The organism is Rhodoferax sp. RT5P35, assembly GCF_056521385.1.
Genome location: NZ_JBWMAX010000017.1, coordinates 22,534 through 45,786, shown reverse-complemented (window position 1 = coordinate 45,786; position 23,253 = coordinate 22,534). Strand labels below are relative to the sequence as shown.

19 protein-coding genes are annotated in these 23,253 nt (G+C 63.2%); 8 read left to right on the top strand and 11 right to left on the bottom strand.

From position 1 onward, the window contains the following. The first annotated feature begins 131 nt into the window (after nt 1–131). Nucleotides 132–2,213 carry a laminin G domain-containing metallophosphoesterase family protein gene (locus AC097L_RS21170; RefSeq protein WP_479588696.1) on the top strand — a complete coding sequence of 694 codons (2,082 nt, stop codon included), beginning with the start codon at nt 132–134 and terminating at the stop codon, nt 2,211–2,213. Nucleotides 2,214–2,225: 12 nt separating this feature from the next. On the opposite strand, the gene pip is transcribed toward AC097L_RS21170, so the two are convergent. Then, entirely contained in the window at nt 2,226–3,176 is a 951-nt protein-coding gene (gene pip, locus AC097L_RS21165; RefSeq protein WP_479588695.1) for a prolyl aminopeptidase, read from the bottom strand. A gap of 43 nt (nt 3,177–3,219) precedes the next feature. Further along, nucleotides 3,220–3,402, bottom strand: coding sequence for a hypothetical protein (locus AC097L_RS21160; protein WP_479588694.1), 183 nt, complete (start codon nt 3,400–3,402; stop codon nt 3,220–3,222). Nucleotides 3,403–3,458: 56 nt separating this feature from the next. Here AC097L_RS21160 and AC097L_RS21155 point away from each other — a divergent pair, with 56 nt between their 5' ends. Beyond that, on the top strand, nt 3,459–4,883 hold the full coding sequence (locus tag AC097L_RS21155) for a carboxypeptidase-like regulatory domain-containing protein (RefSeq protein WP_479588693.1): 1,425 nt from the start codon (nt 3,459–3,461) through the stop codon (nt 4,881–4,883). 104 nt (nt 4,884–4,987) lie between these two features. On the opposite strand, the gene AC097L_RS21150 is transcribed toward AC097L_RS21155, so the two are convergent. The 3 genes from AC097L_RS21150 to AC097L_RS21140 all read right to left on the bottom strand — a co-directional run bounded on the left by AC097L_RS21150 (nt 4,988) and on the right by AC097L_RS21140 (nt 8,745). After that, nucleotides 4,988–6,565, bottom strand: a complete 1,578-nt coding sequence (locus AC097L_RS21150; protein ID WP_479588748.1) for an FAD-dependent oxidoreductase — start codon at nt 6,563–6,565, stop codon at nt 4,988–4,990. Continuing rightward, the gene (locus tag AC097L_RS21145; protein ID WP_479588692.1) at nt 6,565–7,800 is read right to left on the bottom strand and encodes a DUF418 domain-containing protein; all 1,236 of its coding nucleotides are present in this window, start codon (nt 7,798–7,800) and stop codon (nt 6,565–6,567) included. The genes AC097L_RS21150 and AC097L_RS21145 overlap by 1 nt, the downstream gene beginning before the upstream one ends. Nucleotides 7,801–7,983: 183 nt before the next feature. Further along, nucleotides 7,984–8,745, bottom strand: coding sequence for a hypothetical protein (locus AC097L_RS21140; protein WP_479588691.1), 762 nt, complete (start codon nt 8,743–8,745; stop codon nt 7,984–7,986). 282 nt (nt 8,746–9,027) lie between these two features. Here AC097L_RS21140 and soxR point away from each other — a divergent pair, with 282 nt between their 5' ends. The 3 genes from soxR to AC097L_RS21125 all read left to right on the top strand — a co-directional run bounded on the left by soxR (nt 9,028) and on the right by AC097L_RS21125 (nt 11,550). Continuing rightward, a complete protein-coding gene (gene soxR, locus AC097L_RS21135; RefSeq protein WP_479588690.1) occupies nt 9,028–9,489 on the top strand; it encodes a redox-sensitive transcriptional activator SoxR in 462 nt (153 codons plus the stop codon). 130 nt (nt 9,490–9,619) lie between these two features. Next, nucleotides 9,620–10,630: a trans-3-hydroxy-L-proline dehydratase gene (gene lhpH / locus AC097L_RS21130; protein ID WP_479588689.1), complete on the top strand. Its 1,011-nt coding sequence runs from the start codon at nt 9,620–9,622 to the stop codon at nt 10,628–10,630. An 8-nt stretch (nt 10,631–10,638) separates the two neighbouring features. Next, nucleotides 10,639–11,550 carry a delta(1)-pyrroline-2-carboxylate reductase family protein gene (locus tag AC097L_RS21125; RefSeq protein ID WP_479588688.1) on the top strand — a complete coding sequence of 304 codons (912 nt, stop codon included), beginning with the start codon at nt 10,639–10,641 and terminating at the stop codon, nt 11,548–11,550. Here AC097L_RS21125 and AC097L_RS21120 read toward each other — a convergent pair. The 6 genes from AC097L_RS21120 to AC097L_RS21095 form a co-directional block, all read right to left on the bottom strand. Further along, the gene (locus AC097L_RS21120) at nt 11,547–13,106 is read right to left on the bottom strand and encodes a polyamine aminopropyltransferase (RefSeq protein ID WP_479588687.1); all 1,560 of its coding nucleotides are present in this window, start codon (nt 13,104–13,106) and stop codon (nt 11,547–11,549) included. The genes AC097L_RS21125 and AC097L_RS21120 overlap by 4 nt on opposite strands. Further along, the gene (locus AC097L_RS21115) at nt 13,103–13,321 is read right to left on the bottom strand and encodes a DUF350 domain-containing protein (protein WP_295951809.1); all 219 of its coding nucleotides are present in this window, start codon (nt 13,319–13,321) and stop codon (nt 13,103–13,105) included. Before AC097L_RS21115 ends, AC097L_RS21120 begins: the two co-directional genes overlap by 4 nt. Before the next feature lie 162 nt (nt 13,322–13,483). Further along, a complete protein-coding gene (locus AC097L_RS21110) occupies nt 13,484–14,989 on the bottom strand; it encodes a DUF4178 domain-containing protein (RefSeq protein ID WP_479588686.1) in 1,506 nt (501 codons plus the stop codon). Nucleotides 14,990–15,010: 21 nt separating this feature from the next. Next, nucleotides 15,011–16,036 (bottom strand): SPFH domain-containing protein, encoded by a 1,026-nt coding sequence (locus AC097L_RS21105; protein WP_479588685.1) that lies wholly within the window; start codon nt 16,034–16,036, stop codon nt 15,011–15,013. A gap of 49 nt (nt 16,037–16,085) precedes the next feature. After that, nucleotides 16,086–16,463 carry an S-adenosylmethionine decarboxylase family protein gene (locus AC097L_RS21100; RefSeq protein ID WP_479588684.1) on the bottom strand — a complete coding sequence of 126 codons (378 nt, stop codon included), beginning with the start codon at nt 16,461–16,463 and terminating at the stop codon, nt 16,086–16,088. Between the two features lie 22 nt (nt 16,464–16,485). Further along, nucleotides 16,486–17,124 (bottom strand): TetR family transcriptional regulator, encoded by a 639-nt coding sequence (locus tag AC097L_RS21095; RefSeq protein ID WP_479588683.1) that lies wholly within the window; start codon nt 17,122–17,124, stop codon nt 16,486–16,488. Nucleotides 17,125–17,220: 96 nt separating this feature from the next. On the opposite strand from AC097L_RS21095, the gene AC097L_RS21090 reads away from it, so the two are divergent. From AC097L_RS21090 to AC097L_RS21080, 3 genes are read left to right on the top strand one after another with little or no spacing between them, the layout of a single operon-like run. Beyond that, the gene (locus AC097L_RS21090; protein WP_479588682.1) at nt 17,221–18,561 is read left to right on the top strand and encodes an efflux RND transporter periplasmic adaptor subunit; all 1,341 of its coding nucleotides are present in this window, start codon (nt 17,221–17,223) and stop codon (nt 18,559–18,561) included. 14 nt (nt 18,562–18,575) lie between these two features. Next, nucleotides 18,576–21,725, top strand: coding sequence for an efflux RND transporter permease subunit (locus AC097L_RS21085; RefSeq protein WP_479588681.1), 3,150 nt, complete (start codon nt 18,576–18,578; stop codon nt 21,723–21,725). Then, nucleotides 21,718–23,172: an efflux transporter outer membrane subunit gene (locus tag AC097L_RS21080; protein ID WP_479588680.1), complete on the top strand. Its 1,455-nt coding sequence runs from the start codon at nt 21,718–21,720 to the stop codon at nt 23,170–23,172. The genes AC097L_RS21085 and AC097L_RS21080 overlap by 8 nt, the downstream gene beginning before the upstream one ends. The last annotated feature ends 81 nt before the right edge of the window (nt 23,173–23,253 follow it).

Here is a 23,253-nt window from a genome sequence, read left to right as displayed (position 1 = left end):
ACACATTGCAAAGTGGCTTACAGACCACCGCGAGCGAGAAGCCTGTGTGTGGCCAGCAGTCTTGGTGTGTCATATGGGTTTAACCATTGGTAAATATATTGCGGACATATCAATTATTTTTTGGATGTCCCATGAAGAAGTTTTTGCCGATCCCGCTTGCACAGAATGCGCACGATGCCGACGCTGCGCTGCAACGCCGAAATGTGCTGAAAATGGGGCTGGCATCGGCTTCGACCCTGGCTACAGGCGGCATGCTCAGCGCCTGTGGTGGTGGCGATGGGGATGGCGGTGCTGCCGCCCCCACTTCCATATCCAGCTTTGCGCTGGCAGTGCTGCCCGATACCCAGTTTTATTCACGCTATGCCACGTCGAGCGAAAGCAGCCAGTACGAACGGCATTACGGCAGTGAGCCGTTTTATGCGCAAACCAAATGGGTGGCGGACAACGCGCAAAAGCTCAACATCCCATTCTTGATCCACCTGGGCGATGTGGTGGACCAGGTGGGCAAGCCCGAGCAATGGAAGGTTGCCGATACCGCCATGCAGGTGCTGGAAGTGGCCAAGGTTCCCTACTCGATCCTGGCGGGCAACCACGACGTTCTGAACGACCTGGACTTTGACGCGAACCCCACCACAGGTACCGACACGCAGCGTGTGCTGGCCAACGAACCCTATCTGCAGTGGTTCAGTGCCAAGCGCGCCAAACGCCAAACCACCTTTGGCGAGCGCGATAGCACGGGTTTCCATGAATACCACGTCTTCACCGGGCAAGACCAGCAGTTTCTGGTGCTGTCGCTGTCCTGGCGGATTTCGGATGCCGGTATTGCCTGGGCCCGTGGCGTGATCGCGGCGCATCCCAAGTTACCTGTCATTTTGGTCAACCACCAGTTGCTGAATATTGCCCCTGACGCGGTGAGCCCGCTGGAGACCGGCTACGGCAAGATGCTGTGGGAAAAGCTGATCCGCGACAACGACCAGATTTTCATGACCCTGAATGGCCACCACCACGGCGGTGCGCGCCTTACCAAGACCAACGACTTCGGCAACGCCGTCGAAGAAATGGTGGTGGACTACCAGATGGCCTACCAGGGCGGCAACGGCCTGATGCGGCTGTACGAGTTTGACCTGACCAACAACCTGGTCAAGGTGCTGTCGTTCTCGCCCTGGGTGCCGATGAAGCCCGCCGACAGCTTGAATGCGTTTGACCAGGCGGTGCTGACTGCGCCCAACCACAGCTTCAGCATCGCGATGAACTTTGCCAAGCGCTTTGCCCGCTTCAATCCCACATTTGGCCTGGGCAAGGCGACGGTGGCCTCGTCTTTGGTGGAGCAAGCCAAGGCCCTGGTGTTGAAGGGCTTCAACGAGCCCGCGGCGGTAGTGCAGACGCTGCCCAAAGACAGTGACGACTACCCTAAAGTCGCGTCTACCGTGGCCCACTGGCGTTTCTACGGCGGCGCGGATGGTGCGGCCGTGGCCCCGGGGACACAGATTGTAGATGCCACCGGTGCCAACCCGCTCAAGCGCGACGCGCTCAACAGCGGCGTGATCGTCGGCGCAGAGCTGGGCGACATTGTCTGGAGCAGCGACCACCACCGGCTGTCGGCAGCCCCGGGTTCTGTGGGCTTTCTCAACACCAACAAGAACACGCCGCGCCTCAGCTATTTCTTGACCGATGCCGCCGCCCCCATCAATGCGCAAACCTTTGCCAGCAGCGGCTATACGGTAGAGGCCTTCATCAAGATCGACAAAGCCTGGGACAAGTCCAAGCACGCATGGATGAACATCATGACGCGCGACGGCAAGCGCGGCGATTTGTCCGGCTTCAACGGCGAAGATCCAGAGTCTCCGCCCCTGCTGTTCGCCATCTCCAGCCTGCGTGAAGTGCAGTGGGAAGTGGTGCCAGACACCAGCGGTGCACGCCAGGGCCTGGCCAGCTGGTCGGGTGAGATCATCGCCGACACCTGGGTCCACATCGCCATCGTCAACGACCCCACTACGCACGACACCGTCATGTACGTGGAAGGCGCGCCGGTGCTGCGCAATACCAGCAATGTACCGGGGTTGGCTACGCTGTCCGCTACTTCCCCCTGGGTGGTCGGCGGCGGCTCGTGGGACGGAGACCGCGCGGACGGCTTCTTCGGCAAGATCGGTGAAGTCCGGGTGGTGGCCGAAGCTTTGCCTGCCGCCAAGTGGCTCACCGCGCGCCGCGCTTGAGCCACAGGCGGTTTACAGCCTGCCGTGGTGTTTGAACTGCTCCGTCGCCGCCACCAACGCGCTGGCAATACCCGGCTCAAAAGCTGCGTGGCCCGCGTCTTCCACCATCTGAAAGGTGGCTTCCGGCCAGGCCTGGTGTAACGCCCAGGCCGAGCAGGGCGGACACACCACGTCGTACCGGCCCTGGATGACCACGGCGGGTAGGTGGCGTATGCGGTCTATGTTGCGGATGAGCTGGTTGTCGGTCAAAAACGCGCCATGGCGCATGTAGTGCGCCTCCAGCCGTCCCACGCCCAGCGCCACCGCGTCGGCACCAAACTGGTCGGCCACCTCGGGGTGCGGCAGCAGGTGCAGGCAACTGCCCTCGTAGCGGCTCCAGGTGCGGGCAGCGGCCAAGCTTACCGCCGGGTCGCTGCTGAACAGGCGCTGCACGTAAGCGGCAAGCAGGTCGCCGCGTTCGGCTGCAGGAATGTGGCCGGCAAAGGCTGCATGTTCTTTAGGGAAGAAATACCGGATGCCGTTCAAAAACCAGTCGATTTCTGACGGCGTGCACAGGAAGATGCCGCGCAACACAAAGCCGGTGCAGCGCTGCGGATGGGCTTGCCCATAGGCCAGCGCCAGCGTCGAACCCCAGGAGCCGCCAAACACCAGCCACTGTGCAATCCCCAGCATCTGGCGCAGCTGTTCGATGTCCTGCACCAGCAGTTGGGTGGTGTTGTTGCGGATTTCGCCCAACGGTGTGGATTGGCCCGCACCGCGCTGGTCAAACAGCACGATGCGGTAGTGGGCGGGGTCAAAAAATTGACGGTGCCGGGGCGACGTGCCCGATCCCGGCCCGCCGTGCAAAAACAGCACCGGCACGCCGTCCGGGTTGCCACTTTCCTCCCAGTACAGGGTGTGGATGTCGTCCACCGCGAGGGTGCCGGTGCGGTAGGGTTCGATTGGTGGGTAGGGTGTAGTCATGGCATTGGCTAGGTGGCTAGGGTCGGAGTGGGATGCTGATTTTTCATTCAACGCCAGTATGCGGTGTGCTAATGCCGCAGGGCTCACCCAGCGCCCTGGGGCGGTCAAATGCTAACTTTTTGAAACAAATGATCCCTGGCGGACATGTTTCTACATAGTAAATTTCACACTGCATTCCGGTTGTTTCTTTTTTTTCGGCGTTCCACGCCTCTTTGACCAGGGTCATACAACATGCAGTTTTTACCGTCGGTTCGTTTGCCATCCACATGCTTACGTGCATGGATGGTGTCTTTATGCGTTGCGGGTCTGCTGACTGCCTGCGGCGGTGACGGCGATAGCAGCAGCGGCACAGGAGGTACGGGTGGTGGTAGCACCACGACCACCGTGGTGTCCGGGCGGGTACAGGACGGCAGTGCGCAGCCAGTGGCCAACGCCGCCGTGGTGTTGGACAGCCAGACCAGCACCACCGGAGCCGATGGTGCCTTCTCATTCACCGTCGCCAACACCACGGCGACCAGCCTGGTGCTGGTCAAGAAGGCTGGTTACGCGACCATTGCCAAAGAGGCCCCGGTCACATCTGGCCGCACCACCCGCATTACGGTGGGCTTGTTTGCCGACCAGGTCAGCACCACGTTTGACGCTACGCTGGGGGCCAGTTTCAGCCCGAATGGTGCCAGTGTGGTGATTCCGGCCAATGCCGTGCAAACCGCTGCGGGCACGGCCTACAGCGGCACGGTTCGGGTGGGCAGCAGCTATTACGGGCCGGACACCGTTGCCGGCGTGCAGGCATTTTCTGCGCCCTACGAAGGGGTCAGCGCCGGGGTGCGTTCGCCCTTGATCTCGGCCGGCGTGATCGAAGTCAAGCTCAGTGACCCATCCGGCAACCCGTTGCAGCTCAAGACCGGCAGCACTGCCATCTTGACCTATCCGGCCAACAGCGTGTCAGGCAGCGCGGCCACCATTCCGATGTGGTACTACGACGAATCGGCCAAGGTATGGACGGCCGAAGGCCAGGCCACCCGCCAATCCAACGGCAGCTACGCGGCCAGCGTGGCCCACTTCACGCAGTGGAACCTGGACTACAAAGGCGACTCCGCCACGCTGCAGGGCTGCTTTGTGAATGCCGCCGGTGCGGCGCAGACCCAGGCGGGCATGTTTGGCCTGCGGGGCAATGGCTGGTCACGCGTATTGCCTGGCCCGACAGATGGCAACTTCACCCTGCTGCGCGTGCCCGCCAACATTCCGCTGGAGCTGTACTCTTTGCAAGACCCTGCCACCTTCACCAAGGTGGTTGTTTCTGCGTTGACACCCGGCGAGGTGCGCCAGCTGCCTTGCAGCACGGCCACGGCGGTGGCGACGGGCGGTGACTATGTGCTGCCGCTGCCCACCACGCTGTTTACGCCCCCCGTGGGTACTTTTGCGGGTAACTACAGCGGCAGCTACAGCGGCCAGGAAGTCGGTACCTTCCGCGTCAGCATCGCCACCAGCGGCGTGATCACCGGCAGCACGGTGTCCACCACCTTCAGCGGGTTGGAGTCGCCGGTGACGGGCAATGTGTCAGGCAACGGCAGCCTGCTGTTGTCCGCCGGGGCATCGGGTGCGGCCACTTTCACCGGTACCGTGGCCAGCAACGGGGCCTTGAGCGGCATCTGGCAGTACGTGGGCGGCAGCTCGGCAGGCAATAGCTTCACGGGCCAGCGTAATTAAGGCTTGCTATTTTTTCAATAGCTACTAGCGTATACGGAATATGCGCTAGAGGGCTATTCTATGTAAATTTCAGGCTGGGCCTACTGGTGTTACGGCGACGCCAGTCAGGTAAGAGACCCAGCCCGGTGCCCCAGCGTAAACGCCTCCTCAAACACCGAGTACCCTGCCCAGTCGCTATGCGCAAACGCCAGGCGCTGCGGTTTTTGTAGCTGCTTGTGTAGGTTTTGTATGGGCTGGAGGCCAATTTGGCTTGAAACTGCAGGGGTGGGGATGGCCATGGCGTGGCCGTAGCGGGTGATGTCTATGCGGGTGGCTTTCTGCGCAATGTCGGGGTGGGCCGTGGCCAGCTCGGCCAGGATCTCGTCGCGCCACACCGTCCACGGTTTTTCCAGCAGCAGGCGCCGGCCGTTCGGGGTATCGCCCAGCGCGCGGTAGTAGGTCAGCACGGTGGCGGCGGGCACGGGCAGCAGGCTTTGGTGCATGGCATCCACGTAGCCCAGGCCGGGCGCGTTGTACAGCACGTTGTCCCAGCTGGGGGCCGGGCCGGGGCGGTCGTGCAGCGGCTTGTCGATGTGGATATTGGCCACCAGCCAGGGCGCGTAGGTCGTGCGTGCCGCTGCCTGGGTCAGAAAGTCGGGCGGGTTCTGTACCACCCGCGCGGCGATGAATACTGGCAGGGCGACGATGGCCTTCCGGGCCTGCCAGCGCTCCAGTGCCTGGGTGGCGGTGTTGAAGGCATCCACCTCCACACCGTGCCGGGTCTCGGCGATGCGCACCACCACCTGGCCAGTGTGCAGCCGCTCACCCAGTGGCGCGGCCAGGCGGCGGGTCAGCCAGGCGTTGCCCTCGGGCCAGGTCAGCACGCCGCCATCCCACTCGCTGTTGTCGCCCCCCGGCGCGTGAAAGCCGTGGCGGCTGGCGAAGTAGTGGATGCCCGCCCAGGCCGACACCGTGGCCGTGCCCGCGCCAAAGTCGTCGCGGCAGCAGTAGTCCAGGTACCAGCGCAGGTACGGATCGCTTAAACCGTGTTGGTCCAGGTATGCTGCAAAAGTAATAGCTGCAAGCGTAAGCTGTACTTGCGCAAGAGGCCGATTTGATGCCGGAATGTGCCATGGGGCCTGTTGGCGCAGTTGCTCCACCAGGTTCGCAAACTTCTGGTACTGGGCCAGCGTGCCCGCGCCTACACCCTGCACCGGCAACAGGCCGTCTTGCCACGCGCCGTGCAAGAACAAGCGCTCTTGCGGGCTGTGGCACAGGTGGCGTTCATCAACGACGCAGCGCCCCGCCACCCGCTGGCGCAAGCCCAGTTCTTCCAGCAGATTCTGTACATCCGGCGCGTCGTCGCCGGGCACCGGCAGGTAGTGCGCGCCCAGCGGGCAGGCCATGCCGCCCACCACGCCGCCCCGGCTGTTGCCGCCCGCGCTGTCTTCCAGCTCCAGCAGGGCGAAGTCCTCGATACCTTTCAAACGCAAGGCCCGCGCCGCCGCCAAGCCTGCCACGCCGCCCCCGGCGATCAGTGCGTCGGTGCGGTGGGTGACGCTAGGCGCAGGCCAGGTCCGCGCACCGCGTAACAAATGCCCACGGTCCCACCCAATGCCGGTGAAGCCGCCGGTGATCTCAGGGGCGGGCGCGCAGCCCAGCAGGGGGAGGGCGGAGGTGGCGAGGAAGTGGCGGCGGTGCATCAGCGTGGGGCGTGGTTCAAAAGGGCCGTTTTCGTCCGTTGCGAGAGCCACCGGCTGACCGGGTCGCGCAACCCCTGCCGGGTGGCCCAGCGGGCGGCATACACCGCCGCCAACCAGGCCGCCATCGCCAGTGCCAAGGTCGGGGCGGTGCCGCCGTCCAGGCTGCGCAAAGCTGTGCGGCCCAGCACCAGCGCCAAAGACAGCAGCAGGTACATTGCCAGCGTATGCTGACCGGCTGGGGCCAGCCATACCACCCAGTGCGGTGGTGTGGGGTGGCGGTGCTGGTAGCGCATGCAGCAGCCGATGGTGGCAGCGGCAAGCCACATGCCGGGCAGGGCCGCCAGCACCGTGAGCAAGGCCAGCCGCGTGGTGTTGGCTTGGCCCAACGCATGCAAGCGCACGGCGGTCAGGGCGATGCCCAGGTTCAGCGCCAAGGCCAGTACCAGTTGCCCGGTGCCCAGGTGGCGGCTCCAGAATTGGCGGGCAAAACCCCCCTGGCCCAGCAGCCCGAAACGCCGCGCCAGCATGCCCGCCACCGTCAACCACAGCAGCATGGGCAGAAAAAACAGCACCGAGCCGACTTGCGCCCACAGGTAGGCCATGGCATTGCGCGCCATGAAGACCCGCAGCGTGGGCGCGTTGATGAGCGCCTCTGCCAACGGTTGCGCACCGTCGAGTGGCGCCAGCCACAGGCTGCCGGCTAACAGCGCCAGCAGCACCGCGACCAGTACCGTGATGCGCCGCCCGATGCGCAGCAATCTAGCCGGTCGGGTGGTTGCCCAACGCGATGCCAGCCAGCCGCACAGGGCGTACATGGTCAGGATGTCGCCAAAATACAGTAGTGCCCCGTGGAGCACGCCCACCAGCAGTAATTTGCGGTAGCGCGCCCGAAGCGCCAGCCGTACCTTGTGCCCCGTGGCGCGCAGCCGCAGTGCCAGATCGCCCAGGCTGAAACCGAACAAAAAGCACAGCACCGACCAGGCTTTGCCCTGCACCCAGGCCAGCAGCAGGCCGTGCAGCGCCAGCGCCAACACCGAATCGGCGGGCAGCGGGCCGCCCACGGGCTGCGGGTAGTCAGGAGCCTGGGCATAACCCACCGCGTTGACGATAAACACCCCCAGCAGCGCCAGTGCGCGCAAGGCATCGACCCAGGGGTCGCGCAAGCGGTGCGATGCCGTCACCGAGCCGCCACCCGGCTCCATGCGGGCGCGCGCAAGGCGTGCGCATACTGACACCGATGGGCGTATTCAGGCGTGGTGCTGGTGAGGAGTGGGTGGTGGTGCATTGAGGGCTTAGGACTGCGGCGGCCAGTATAGGCAGTGCCTGCCAGGAAACATCTTCCCTTCACCACCCCTGCAGTAGTCTTTGCGCCCCATGACCCGCCGCCATTTCTTCCAAACCGTCCTGGCCTTTAGAAATCAGCTTCCCGTTCCAGGGTTTTGAAGAGGCCACACTTTCGGTCCGTTCGGTGCGGTTCGTGTAGCGTCGTGGACCTTCCACCATGCAACTAAATGGAGTGCTGCCGTTAAGAACAGTGGTGCTGCTTGCGGGTCGTTGTTTGCCGCATCCAGGCAGGCCAGGGTGTACTTGGCCAAGTGGACATCGGGGTGCGTAGCGGCATCGCTTGCCAGAGTAGTGACGGAAATATCTGCATCGGCCACCGTGTTCATGGCTTGCAGTTCCACGGTGCCCAGCGTGGCACGGAACGCCAGCACATGGGTGGCAGCGATGGCGACCAATGCCTGCGGGTTGCGGCTGGCATCGGCGTTGGCCAGCACGGCCTGCGGCAAAGTAAGGCAGTGGCTCCAGCCGTAAGACGCGTGGTGTGGAGTGTCTTGCAACATGGACTGCGCCGCGATGCGCAGCAACACCCGCTGCGCCTCGGGCACGGTCAGGGCCCGGCACGGACCGGCCAGGAGTCGGGTGGCCATGCCGTTGTCTTGCACGGCCAACAGGGTTTGTGCAATCGCCGTGGATGCGAGCGGCACTGCCGACACCTGGGCCAACCGTTGCCACAGGGTACTGGCCGGATCGGTCTCCACGCTCGCTTCCGGGCCGGGCTGGGAGTGCCAGATCAGCCGCAGACCGGCCTGGCGCGCGACATAGCGCAAGGGGGCGTGCAGCAAGCCACCCAGGCCCGGGATGGCATGGGCGAAACGGGGCAGGGCGGCCAGCAGCACCGGGACACGCGCGGCAACAGGGCGGCACGTGCCAGCAACTCCAACGGAGCATGCAATACAAAGGACGAAGGGGGCTGCTGTTTGGGGGCCATGATGGCCTCCGCCACAGCAGACACCAAGTGCATGTCGCTCCACCGGTTCGCCGGGCACCGCGTCCAGGCCTCGGTCAAAGAATCCAGCGGGAGATTGCGCAGTAGGCAGGCGCAAGTGTGCATGGCCCGTATTCTGCAAGTTAAAGTAAACTTGAAGTCAAGAGGATTTGGAAGAAAGTGAGGTGACACGATGTCTACTGAAATGCTACCGATTAGCGCCTTGGCCAAGCGTTCTGGTGTGGCCGCCAGTGCCTTGCGGTTTTACGAAGATGCCGGGTTGATTCGCAGCACGCGCAGCGCCGGGGGGCAGCGCCAGTACCCACGGGAGGTGTTGCGGCGGGTGGCTTTTGTGCGGGTGGCCCAGACGGTGGGGCTGAGCCTGGACGACATCCGCGCGGCCCTGGCCAGCTTGCCGCAGCAGCGCACGCCCAGCCCGGAGGATTGGCAGCGCCTGTCAACCGCCTGGCAGCCGATGCTGGACCAAAAAATCGCCCAGCTCGTGGCCTTGCGCGACCAGCTCACGGCATGCATTGGCTGCGGTTGCCTGTCTTTGGAGCGCTGCGCGCTGTACAACCCCGGCGATGTAGCGCAGCAGCGTGGCAGCGGGCCCCGCTATTGGCTGGGGGATAAGCCGGTCGCGCCTGGGCCGTGACTGCTCAACTTGCAGCCAACATATCCTTCTGCACCCGCTACAGGCGCTGCCTAGAATAAAACTTGTTACATAGACCAACTGACGCCTTTGCACCGCAGTTTTTTTACGCCCCTCTATTTTGGAACCTGCCATGTTGAACCTTGTCCGCACCGTCCAGACCGTAGATGCCCATACTGGCGGCGAGCCGCTGCGCATTTTGACCTCCGGCCTGCCCGCCGTGCCCGGCACCGGCATTCTGGAAAAGCGCGTCTGGCTCAAAACCCACCGCGACGATCTGCGCCAGTTTCTGATGAACGAGCCGCGCGGCCATGCCGACATGTACGGTGCCTACCTGCTGCCGCCCACCACGCCCGGTGCCGATTTTGGCGTGATCTTCATCCACAACGAGGGCTATAGCGACATGTGCGGCCACGGCATCATTGCCCTGGGCAAGGTGCTGGTAGAGCTGGGTTATGTAGAGCGCACCAGCCCGCTGACGCGTATCGGCTTTGACGCACCGGCGGGCTTCATCGAGGCCTTTGTGGAGTGGGATGGCCAGCGCGCGGGCAAGGTGACCTTCAAGAACGTACCGGCCTTCATCTACCTGCGGGACCTGGAGGTGCAAACGCCCAGCTTTGGCAAGGTGCGCGGCGATATTGTGTTTGGCGGGGCTTTCTACTATTACCTCAACGCCGAGCAGGTGGGTTTGACGGTGAAGCCCGAACTGGTCCGTTCGTTGATCCAGTTGGGTGCGGAGACCAAGGCGGCGGTGATCGCCCAGGTGAAGATCCAGCATCCGTTGGAGCCAGGGCTGGACCAGCTCTATGGCAGCATCATCGACAGCGCCCCCAACTGCGAGGGCGTGGACCAGTCCAACGTCTGCGTATTTGCCGACCGCGAGGTAGACCGCTCGCCCACCGGCACTGGCACCTCGGGCCGGGCGGCGCAGTTGTTTCTGCGCGGGCAACTGCCGCTGGGGCAGACCTATGTGAATGGCAGCATCGTGGGCAGCCAGTTCGAAGTCAAGGTGACGCAAGCGGTGAAGGTGGGCGACTTCGACGGCGCGCTTACCGAGGTCACCGGCAGTGCGCACATCATGGGCCACCACCAGTGGGTGCTGGAAGCGCTGGACCCGTTTCCCACTGGCTTCTTTTTACGCTGAAAGCTGCCATGCAGATACTCAACGCCGAACAGACCGCACGGACTTTGCCCTACGCGCAACTCGTGCCCGCCGTGGCCCAGGCTGCACAGGAACTGGCTCTGCAGCAGATCCAGGCCCCCGAGCGTCTGGTGGTGCCCATGGCCGAGGGTGGCGTGCTGCTGGCCATGCCTGCCGTGGCCCACGACCTGAGCGTCACCAAGCTGGTCACCGTGCACCCGCGTAATGCCGCGCACGGCCTGCCGGTGATCCAGGGCGAGGTGGTGGTGATGGACACCGCCACCGGCCGCCGCCTGGCCCTGCTGGACGGCCCCACCGTCACCGCCCGCCGCACCGCCGCCGTCACGTTGTTGGGCATCCAGACGCTGGCCGTACAAACACCGACTTCCGCCCTGCTGATCGGCACCGGTGCCCAGGCCGCCGCCCATGCGGATGCGCTGGTGGAGCACCTGGGGATCGCCCAATTCTGGGTAGCCAGCCGCAGCCTGGCATCGGCACAGGCGTTTTGCACGGCACTGCAGGCACGCCATCCTCACGTCCAAGCCGTGCCAGCAGACGATCTGGAGCACGCCTTGCCGACCACCGACCTGGTGCTGGCCCTGACCACCTCGCGCACGCCGGTGATTCCCGCCCATATCGCCGCCCACACCCTGGCTATTGGCGTGGGGGCCTTCAAGCCGGATATGGCGGAATTCCCCCCGGCGCTGCTGCACAGCCGCCAGATCGTGGTGGACGACCTGGGCGGCGCGCGGCACGAAGCCGGGGACTTGTTGCAGGCAGGCGTGGACTGGAGCCAGGTGCGCAGCCTGGCATCGGTGCTGGTCACGCCCCTGCCACCGTCCACGCTGGCCCCGGTATTCAAAACCGTGGGCCAGGCGGCGTGGGATTTGGCGGCGGCGCGGGTGGCGATCAGTTCTATCTAGCGGCCTGCAACCCGGCCCCATTCCGCCTCGTACGTCGTCACCAGCACTTGGTTCGACAGACGGTTCACCTCGGTGGGCACACGGGCCATGTCCAGCGGGAAGTCGAACAGCGCGGACAGGCTGTGCGGGCTTAAGAAGCGAAGACCGTCTGGCAGGGTGGTGGGCATGCGGTAGGGGCGGTGGCTGGCAATGATGTAACCCCATTCGCCAAAGCTGGGCACATGGGCGTGGTAGGGCGTAGCGGTCAGGCCGACCGACTCGATGGTGGTGGCGACGGTCCAGAAGCTTTTGCGCGCAACCAGGGGCGAGGTGGTCTGGACCACGGCGTAGCCGCTGGCCGACAGGCGCTGGTCCAGCAGGCTGTAGAACGAATTCGTGTACAGCTTGCCGATGGCGAAATTGGTCGGGTCGGGGAAATCCACCACGATCACATCAAAGGTCTCAAGAGTGGTTTGCAGACAGTTGAACGCGTCGGTGTTGACGATGTGCACCTTGGGGGACAGCAGCGCGCCAGCGTTGAGCTGCACCAGCGCAGGCTGGGTTTGGAACAGGGTGGTCATGGCCGGGTCCAGCTCGACCAGGGTGATGCTTTCCACGCCGGGGTATTTGAGGATTTCGCGCACCGCCATGCCGTCGCCGCCGCCTAGCACGGCTACTGTTTTAGGTGCGCCGCCCGTGGCCGAATACGCAGACATTACCGGGTGCACCAGGGCCTCGTGGTAGCGGTATTCGTCGCGCTGGGCAAACTGCAGGTTGCCGTTCAAAAATAGCCTATAACCCGCCTTGCCTTCGCCTGCGCCATGCGTCACCACGATGCGCTGGTAGGGCGTGGTGGTGGCGATGACCACACGGTCCTGGTAGAGCTTGTCTTCGGCCCAGGTGGTGATATGGTCGGCGGCTGCCATGCCCGCCGCTAGTGCAGCCAGGGTGAAAAAACAGGCCAGCGCATGGGCTTCGATGCGGCGCAGGTCGTGCCGAAACAGCCACAGCGCCCACAACGCCACGGCGGCGTTCATCAGGCCAAACAGCAACCCCGTGCGGACCAGGCCCAGGTGCGGTACCAGCAGCAGCGGAAACGCCAGCGACACCGCCAGCGCGCCCAGATAGTCGAAGGTCAGCACCTGCGACACCAGGTCTTTCAAGGCCACGTTGCGCTGCAGGATGCGCATGACCAGCGGAATCTCCAGCCCCACCAGCGTCCCCACCAACAGCACCAGGCTGTACAGCAACGGGCGAAAAGCGCCGGGCAGATACGCGTTTGCTATAAAAAGAAGAGCTGGTAGTGCACCACCAATCAACGCTACCAGCAGTTCTATGCGTAAAAAATGGGCTGGCAACTGGCGCTCGAAAAAGCGCGACAAATACGAACCCACGCCCATGGCAAACAAGTACGTGCCGATGACGGTGGAAAACTGCAGCACCGAGTCGCCTAGCAGGTAAGACGCCAGCGCGCCCGCCGCCAGCTCGTACACCAGCCCACAGGCCGAGACGATAAAAACCGAGGCCAGCAGCGCGACCTCGACCGGGCGCGGCCCGGCGTTGTCACGCGGCTTCAATGGATGGCGGCGGCGACGATGATGCAGATGCCCAGGGAGGTGGCGGCCACCACCAGGGCTAGCGCCATATTCTGCTTTTCAATGATTTCTTCCCACAACTTGTAGGGCGTGAGTTTGTCCATCAGCACAAAGCACAGCGCAAACACCGCCACGCCCACCAGTGCAAACACTACCGAACCCAAAACCACTTCGGGCCGCAGCCATTCGATAACCATATTGATTTCTCCTAATAAAAATTGCCATCACCCACCCCACATCCAGCCAGAACGCACGCCCGGCAGAAACACCGCAGAACTGGGTTTGCCAGGCTGCTGGTGTTGCCCCCTGCAAGGGGGTTGGCGCAAAGCGCTTGCGCTGTAGCCTGGGGGTGAGCCACATCATTTGTGTCCGCCACCGCTGGAGAACCCGCCGTACGAGCCCCCCGAGGTGCGGCCGCTGGATGAACTGGAACTGCAGTTTTCTACATTCGGGTCGCAGTCGCGGCGCGCGGTGTAGACCATTGCCACCACCATCACCAGAATCACGATGATCCATATCCACGAGTTGGGGCCGATGCTTCCAATGCTCAACGGAACGGCATCGCTGCGTTTAAGCAGGTCTTTCTTGCCTTCCAGCTTAAAGGCTGTGGCCACCAGGGCGCTGTCGATCTGGCTGCCCACCGACCAGGTGACTTCCTGGGCCGACTGCTCCATGGACAGCAGGCTTTTGCCGCTGGTGAAGTCGCGGTTACTGGTTTTTTGCCCACGCTGCACCTGCCAGTAAAACTCGCCCAGCACGTAGCTGGTCTCGGCGTTGTAGCTTTCCTTGCGCTGGTAGCGGCTGCCCAGGTAAGTGGCGCTTTGGCCGTTGCGGGCCATCTCGGGCGCGCCGGTGGCAGGCTTCACCAAGCTCCAGCCTTCGGTGCTGTCCACCAGAAACAAGAAACCGCGCTTGGCGTTGAAAAGCAAATACTCCTCCCAGCCAAACTGTTCGTCATCCCCCGGTGCCGTGCCCATACGGTGCTGGAAACCCACCACCTGCCAGTCCACGCCTTGCAGCTTGCCGGTTTGGCCCACGGGGATCAGCGGCTGGACGGGTTCGTCTTGCGCGGCATGGCGCAGCTCGCCACCGATGCCGCTGGTGAGGTCGATCAGGCTGTGGCACGACCCGCAGGTGATGCTCTTGCTGCTGGCCAATTGCACGGTGATCGGTGCGCCGCAGCTGGGGCAGTCGAACTGGCGGCCCTTCTCGTCTTTGACCGATTCGGCGCGCAGGCCAACCAGTTGCAAATCGTCCATCAGCACGGCGGTGCCGATGCACAGGCTGGGGGGCTGCGTGCCGTAGTCCACGCTGAGCACTTCGCCCGCGGCGCTGCGCAGCTCCACCATGGCAAAGGGCTCGCCCAACGCGGGCAGGTGCGGCAGCTCGCCCTGGGCCGAAATCAGCGACACGGTTTGGTTGGAGGCGACGCTGAAGGTTTTTCCGTTGATGGCGGTGGTAACCCCCACGCGGAAGTGCTCGGCCGCCGGGATGTCGCGCTGGGCCAGCAGCGGCATGGTAAAGACGTAGGCGCCGTTGTCTTCGCTCAAGAAGGCGCTGGTGCCGTCAGCGCGTACCGCATGCCATTCCGTCCAGATGCCCTCGGCGTATTTGTACTGCAGGCGGCCCACCAGGGTGAAAGCATGGGCTTTCCAAGTGCCGCTCGCCTGCAGTTGCAGGGGGCTGTGGTCGTCGAACAGCTCGGCCATCTTGCCGATGCGGGCCAGGGTTTCACCGCTGCGCACCACCGTGCTCTGGCAGTAGGCGCAGACAGCGTGGGTGGACTGCGCGCTGAGGAAGTCCACCGGCGCGCCGCAGCCAGGGCAGGGCGCGCGGTAGGCGCGTTGGGGGGACGGGGTCGCCACGGATATCGAAAGGCGAAAGGCTTAAACCAGTTTTTTCAGCAGTTCCACCTTTTTGGAATCAAACTCTTCCTGCGTGAGGATGCCCTTGGTTTTGAGCTCGCCCAGCTTCTCCAGCGTGGCCATGACTTCTTCGGGTTTCATGCCCACTGTGGCGGGGGCTGCTGCATTGCCTTGCAATCCAGCCTGCAGGTTTTGCGCCAGCACCTGGCCCAGGGCTACGCCCGCGCCCAGGCCCATCGCGTCGCCCGCAATGCCGCCGCCCGATCCAGCACCTTCCGCGAATTTGGGGATGGCTTGCGCTGTCTGGTACTGCATGAACTTGCCCATGTCGTTGCCGACCATGCCCATGCCGATTTTTTGGTCCAGCACTTTTTGCAGGTCTTCGGGCAGGGAGACGTTTTGCACCGTCATGGCGTCCAGTTGCAGGCCGATCTTGGCAAATTCGGGGGCCAGCTGGGTGCTCAGCGCCTGGGCAAACACCTGCTGGTTGGCGGCCAGGTCCAGAAACGGAATGCCGCTGCTGGCAATCGCCGTGCTGATGTTTTGCAGCACCAGCCCGCGCAGTTGGCCGTCCACATCGGCCACGTTGTAGTTGTTGCGCGTGCCGGAGATTTCGGTGTGGAACAGTTTGGGGTCGGCCACGCGGAAGCTGTAGTTGCCAAAGGCGCGCAGGCGCACCGCGCCAAAGTCTTTGTCGCGGATGGTGATGGGCTGGGGCGTGCCCCATTTCTGGTCGATCTGCTGGCGGGTGCTGAAGAAATACACATCGCTTTTGAACGGCGACTCGAACAGCTTGTCCCAGTTCTTGAGGTAGGTGAGGATCGGTAGGGTTTGCGTGGTGAGCTTGTGGGTGCCGGGGCCAAATACGTCGGCCACCTGGCCTTCGTTGACAAAAATCGCTACCTGCGAGGCCCGCACGGTGAGCGAGGCTCCGTTCTGGATTTCCATGTCGGCCATCGGGAAGCGCCAGGCGAGGGTGCCGTCGCCGTCCTCGGTCCACTGGAGGATGTCTATGAACTGTTTACGGATGAAGTCCATCAAGGCCATGGTGTGCTCCTGGAGGTAAGGTGGATGGGCATGATATCCGGCCCCAATTTCAGCGTATATCGCCGCGCTGCAGGCTGTGCTGCTCGGTGTGCTTGGGCGCAAACAGGGCGACCAGCAAGTCCAGCAGCGCGTGCGCCTTGGCCGAGTGGTCGGCACCGAAGTTGCACACGTACACGTCCAGCGTCACCGCACGCAGCTCGGGCCAGGTGTGCACGCACAAATGTGACTCTGCTAGCAAAATAGTAGCGGTAACCCCACCAGGACCCTGCGCTGTGGCTGGAAAAGCATGGAATAGCTCACCTACGGCCTGCAGGCCTGCGGCCTGCACGGCATCGCGGCAGGCCACGCCCAGCAGCCGCGCATCCAGCAGCCAGGCGCTGTCGCAATCGCAGTGGTGGAGATCGGCGGTGAGGTGCAGGCCTTGCATGGCCCGCACTGTAACCCGGCGCTTAACTGGATTTGATCCTTGGTGGGCAGGTGCGCAGCCCGGCGATCAGCATGTCTACCATGGCCGGAGCGGCACTGGCCAGTGGATAGCTTTGGGGCTCCAGCAGCCATTCGCGCATGGTGCCCATGGTGAAGTTGTGCACGGTTTGCAGGCTCAGGAACACGTCGGTGTCGGCGGGCAACTGGCCCTGGGCAATTGCTTGTTGCAGGATGGCTTCAAACTTGGCCATGCATTCGTCGCGGCAGGCGAGTTCGTGTTCCAGCACGTCGGCCACTTCGCCCACGTTTTCACATTTATGGAATAGGATATTGAACACGCGCTGCTGCCGAGGCGACTCGGCCAGCGTGGTCAGGGCTTGCACGCACATGTGGCGCAGGGCACCCAGCGGGTCGGATTCGGTGTAGGCGGTAGCCTCGGCCAGCATGTTTTCCATGGGCAGCGTGGCCTGCTCAAACAGGGCCTGTAGCAGCGCGCCCTTATCTTTGAAGTGCCAGTAGATAGCACCCCGTGTCATGCCTGCGGCGCTGGCAATATCGGCCAGCGTGGTGTGGGCAACACCTTTGTCAAAAAACATCTGCTCCGCCGCCTCTAGCAGGGCGGCGTAGGTATGCTCTGCGTCTTCTTTGGTTTTTCTGGCCATGGCGGGAAAGTTGCTAACGGGTTACTACTGATCTTAAAGTAAACATACACGAATGTATGTGATACTACATCAACCTAATTAAACCTTACTATGTTTATGTCCATCGCACTGTCTCGCACTCCCTCGATCGACCACCCCCATCAGCATTCGCAACCCGCATCTACGGCGCGTTCCTTGCGCCAGCGGTGGATGTCGCCCTTCTTGTTGGCTGCCCTGCCTTTGGCGTTGGTGGCCTGTGGCAAGCCTGTGGGTCAGGCCGGAGCGCCGGGTGGCGCCATGCCACCGCCCGAGGTGTCGGTGGTCACCGTCACGGCCCAGGACCATGCGGTCGAACTGGAGTACGTGGGCCAAACCGCCGGTTCGCGCGAAACCGAGGTGCGGGCCCGGGTCGCGGGTATTCTGAACAAGCGTTTGTTTGAAGAAGGTGCTGTGGTCAAGGCGGGCACACCGCTGTTCCAGATTGACCCGGCCAACTTCCAGACCCAGGCCGCTTCCGCCGATGCGGCGGTGGCCGTGGCGCAGGCCAAGGTCAACCAGGCCCAGCGCGACCAGGCCCGTCTGGCCCCGCTGGTGGCCGAGAAAGCCATCAGCCAGAAAGAATTTGACGATGCCAAGTCGGCCGCCGAATCCGCCGTTGCTTCCTTGAAGCAAGCCCAGGCCCAGGCCAACGAAGCCCGTTTGAACCTCGGCTATACCACCGTGGTGGCCCCCATCAGCGGCACCACCGGCGCGGCCGCCAAGTCCGACGGCAACCTGGTGTCGGCCACCGACAGCCTGCTGACCACCATCGTGCAAACCAACCCGATGTACGTGAACTTCAGCGTGTCCGAGGCCGACCTGCTGCGCATCACCAAGCAAGTGGGTTCGGGCCAGTTGGCCGTGCCGGGCAAAAAGTCGCCCAATGGCAGCCTGGGCTTCAGCGTGAATGTCAAGCTGGCCGACGGCAGCACCTACCCGCGTGCGGGCAAGCTCAACTTCACCGGCGAAAAGCTCAACGCCACCACGGGCAGCTTTGATGCCCGGGCCGAAATTCCCAACCCCGATGGTGTCTTGCGTCCCGGCCAGTTTGTGCGTGTGCTGTTGGGCGGTGCCAGTCGCCCCAACTCCATCAGCGTGCCGCAGCGTGCGGTGATCGACAGCCCGATGGGCAAGATCGTGTTTTTGGTCACCCCTGACGACAAGTTGGCCCCGCGTCCGGTCGAGCTGGATGGCTGGACCAAGGGCGAATGGATCGTCACCAAGGGTGTGCAAAGCGGCGATCGCGTGCTGGTCGAAGGCTATATCAAGGCGCACGAGCCAGGCATGACGGTCAAGCCCGTGCCGTATGTGGCCGCAGCCCCAGGTGCTGCACCTGCTTCACCTGCTTCACCTGTTGCACCTCCTGCAGATAAGCCACCTGCAGCGCCCGCTAGTGCTGCTGCTTCAGCTGCGAAATAAGGAGCAACACACCCATGTTCTCCAAGTTTTTTATCGACCGTCCGATCTTCGCGACGGTGTTGTCCCTGTTCCTGGTGCTGGCCGGGCTGGCCGCCATGCGCGTGCTGCCGATTGCGCGCTACCCGGAAATTTCGCCACCCGTGGTCAGCGTCAGCGCGGTCTACCCCGGTGCTTCGGCCGAAGTACTGGAAACCACGGTGGCCGCACCCATCGAGCAGTCGATCAATGGTGTGGAAAAAATGCTCTACATGAGCTCTACCTCGTCCGGCGACGGCGCAGTCAGCATCAGCGTCACGTTTGACGTGGGCACCGACCTGGATATCGCCGCGGTGAACGTGAACAACCGCGTCAACCAGGTGTTGAACAAGCTGCCGCAAGAAGTGCAGCGCCAGGGCGTGACCGTGGCCAAAAGCTCGGCCAGTTTCATGACGGTGGCGGCGATCTACTCGCCCGACGACCGCTATGACGCGCTGTTCATCTCCAACTACGTGACGCAAAACGTGCTGGATGCCATCAAGCGCGTGCCCGGTACCACCAATGTGCAGATCTTCGGTGCCAAAGACTACGCCATGCGTATCTGGCTGCGCCCGGACCGCATGGCGGCCATGGGCATTACCGTAGGCGATATTTCCAGTGCCGTAACCGAGCAAAACGCCCAGTACGCCGCCGGCAAGATCGGCGCACCACCCGGCAATACCGAAGAGCTGACCTTGACCGTCACGGCCAAAGGCCGCTTGCTCGAACCCGCAGACTTCGCCAACATTGTGGTCCGTACTGGCGACAAAGGTGCCATCGTGCGGCTGAAGGATGTGGCCCGCGTCGAGCTGGGCTCCAAAGACTACAACTTCTACGGTCGCATCAATGGCCACCCGACGGTTCCTGTCGGGGTGTTCCTGCAGACCGGTGCCAACGCGCTGGACACCCGCGAAGCGCTGGAAAAAACGCTGATCGAACTCAAGGCCAAGTTCCCCGAGGGCATGACCTATTCCACCCCGTACGACACCACGCCCTTCGTCACCGAGTCCATCCATGAAGTGCTGAAAACCCTGGCCGAGGCCATGGTGCTGGTGTTCATCGTGGTGTATTTGTTTCTGCAAAGTTGGCGCGCCACGATCATTCCCACGCTGGCCGTGCCGGTATCGTTGATCGGCACCATGGCGGGCTTGCACCTGCTGGGCTACAGCATCAACACCTTGACCCTGTTCGGCATGGTGCTGGCGATCGGTATCGTGGTGGACGATGCGATTGTGGTGCTGGAAAACGTCGAGCGCCTGATGCACGAAGAGGGCATGAGCCCGCGTGAAGCCTCGATCGAGGCCATGCGCGAAGTCACCGGCCCGGTGATCGCGATTGTGCTGGTGCTGTGCGCCGCGTTTATTCCGGTGGCGTTTTTGGGCGGCCTGGCGGGCGAGTTGTACCGCCAGTTTTCGGTCACCATCACCATCGCCGTGTGCTTGTCTGGCGTGGTCGCGTTGACGCTGACCCCTGCCTTGTGCGCGGTGCTGCTGAAGCCTGGTGCCGAGCGCAAGAATGCGTTTTTCAGCTGGTTCAACCGCAGTTTCGAGAAGCTGACCCACCGCTACACCCGTGGCGTGGCCTTCTTCCTGAAGCGCGGCTTCATGGGCGTGATTTTGTTTGTCTGCATGGCCGGTTTGACCGGGCTGCTGTTCAAGATTGTCCCCGGTGGCCTGGTGCCCGATGAAGACCAGGGCTACTACATTGCGGCGGCCATCCTGCCCGAAGGTTCGTCGCTGGACCGTACCAACCAGGTGGTCAAGCAAATCGAAGCCGCGGTGTCTCCCAACAAGAACATCGACTCCACCTTCAGCCTGGTGGGTCTGAACTTTCTGGGTGGCGGCGGCCTGAAGTCGTCAGCCGCGACCATGTTTTTCCCGCTGGTGCCCTGGGACGAGCGCAAACAGTCGGCCAAAGAGCTGGTCGGTGAGTTCTACATGAAAACCGGCGGCATCAAGGAAGGCCTGCCCCTGGCCTTTACGCCCCCGGCCATCCAGGGCCTGGGCCAGACCGGTGGTTTCGAGTTTTATCTGCAAAACAAGGGTGACGGCGGTGTGCGGCGTTTGGCGCAAATCCTGCCCCAGCTGCTGGCCGAGGCCAATAAGCAGCCCGAGCTGCAAGGCGTGAAGACCCTGTGGCAGGCCAATTCGCCGCAGTTGTATGTGAGTGTGGACACCGAAAAAGCCCGCTCCATGGGCATCGCCGTGGCCGACATCTACAACACCCTGGCCGCCACGCTCGGCAGCTACTACGTCAACGACTTCAACAAAAGTGGCCGTATCTACCAGGTGCTGATGCAGGCCGAGGGCGAGTACCGTTCCAAGCCGGACGACATCGGCAACCTGTACGTGCGCAGCAACACCGGCAAGATGATCCAGATTCGCAGCGTCGCCGACGTGAAGTTTGTGTCGGGGCCGGACTCGGTTCAGCATTTCAACGCCCTGCCCAGCATCCAGATTTTGGGTGACCCCAAGCCGGGCTTCAGCTCCGGCCAGGCGATTCGAGCCATGGAACGCGCGGCCGCCAATGTGCTGCCCACCGATGTGGGTTACGACTGGGGTGGTTCGGCCTTTCAGGAGAAGCGCAGCAGCGGCTCGAGCGGCCTGGCCATCGGCGCAGGTTTTGTGATGATCTTCTTGATCTTGGCTGCGCAGTATGAAAAATGGTCGCTGCCGTTCTCTGTGCTGCTGGCCCTGCCGTTCGGCATCTTTGGTGCCCTGGTGGCGGTATACCTGCGCAACTACACCAACGACGTGTACTTCCAGATTGGTCTGGTCACGCTGCTGGGCTTGTCGGCCAAGAACGCGATTCTGATCGTCGAGTTTGCGACCATGAAGGTGCACGAAGGCCTGACCCCGGTGGCTGCGGCCCTGGAAGCGGCCCGGCTGCGCTTCCGCCCGATTCTGATGACTTCGCTGGCCTTCATTTTGGGTGTTGTGCCACTGGCTTTCTCCAGCGGTGCGGGTGCGGCTGCGCGCCAGTCCATCGGTACCGGTGTGCTGGGTGGCATGTTGGCGGCGACCTTCCTGGCGGTGTTTTTGGTGCCGCTGTTCTTTAAATTGGTCAACGACTGGAACTTCCGCAGCACGCCGGAGGACTTCAAGAGTCTGAACAAACCCACCCATGGCGAAGGAGCGCAGCATGTCTAAGCGCACTCTACAATCATTTGCTATTACTTTAGCAGCTGCTTGCGTACTATCTGCCTGCGGTATCGCCCCTTTAGGTCCTAATTACCAGCGCCCGGCGCTGGACCTGCCCACCACCTTGACCAGCAGTGGCACCGCCACCAGCGTGGACTGGCTGGTGTGGTGGAAGGGCTTTAACGACCCGGTGCTGGATGGCCTGCTGCAAGAGGCCGCCGCCAATAGCCAAGACCTGGCCCTGGCCACTGCCCGCATCGCCGAAGCCCGCGCTACGCTGGACCAGAACGCGTCCAACTTCTACCCTACGGTGGATTTGAACGCCAGTGCTACGCGTCGGCGCAGCAGCCAGGATGCGGCCAGCTTCGTACCGGGTGCCAGCCCGTACTCCAATGACCGGCAACTCGCCCTTAGCGCCAGTTACGAGCTGGACTTTTGGGGCAAATATGCCCGCGCCGACGAAGCTGCCCGTGCCCGCCTGCTCAGCCAGGCGGCCAGCCGCGGCACGGTGCTGACCACGCTGTACGCCAACGTGGCCCAAAGCTACTTTGCCCTGCGCGCCCTGGATGCCCAGCAAACCCTGGGCGAACAGACTTTGGCCACCCGCACCGAGAACCTGCGTTTGCAAAACCGCCGCTTCAGCGCCGGGGTGATTGGCGAGCTGGACCTGCGCCAGGCCGAATCCGAAGCCGCAGGCATCCAGGCCACGTTGCAGCAGACGGTGCAAAGTCGCAGCAATGCCGAATCCGCGCTGGCTGTGCTGCTGGGCCGCAAGCCCACTGAAATCGCCAACCCGGTGCTGGTGCGCGGTGCCGACCTGGGCACGCTGTACGCCGCGCAAGCCATTCCGGCCGATCTGCCGTCGGATGTGCTGACCCGCCGCCCCGATGTAGTGGCTGCCGAGCAAAGCCTGGTGGCGGCCAACGCCGACATCGGCCAGGCCCGCGCTGCCTACTTCCCCAAGCTCAGCCTGACGGCGGGCGTGGGCTACCAGTCCAAGGAGCTCAAAGACCTGTTCGACCCGGCCTCGCTGCTGTGGAACCTGGTGGGTAACCTGACCCAGCCGATCTTCCGCGCCGGGGCGATCGATGCCGTGGTAGCCGCGTCCAACGCGCGCCAGCAGCAGGCGCTGGCCACTTACACCCAGACTGTGCAAAACGCTTTCCGCGATGTGCACGACGCGCTGAACAACGTGGCTGCTGGCCGCGACATCACCGCCACTACCGCCAAGCGCATTGATGCCCTGCGCAGTACCCTGCGCCTGGCCGACCTGCGTTACAAAAACGGCTACTCCAGCTACCTGGATGTGCTGAACGCCCAGCGCGACCTGGCGCAGGCCGAATCTGGCCTGATCGACATCCAGCGCAGCCAGTTGAATGCCGTGGTCAGCCTGTACAAGGCGCTGGGCGGCGGCTGGGATGCCAGCAGCGTCACGGCGCAGGTAGCAAAACCGTAGTTCTCGCTTGCGCAAAACGCCCCCACGCCCTGCGGCTGGGGGCGTTTTGCCGTCTCCAGCACGCCCGGCGCGCCTGTGATA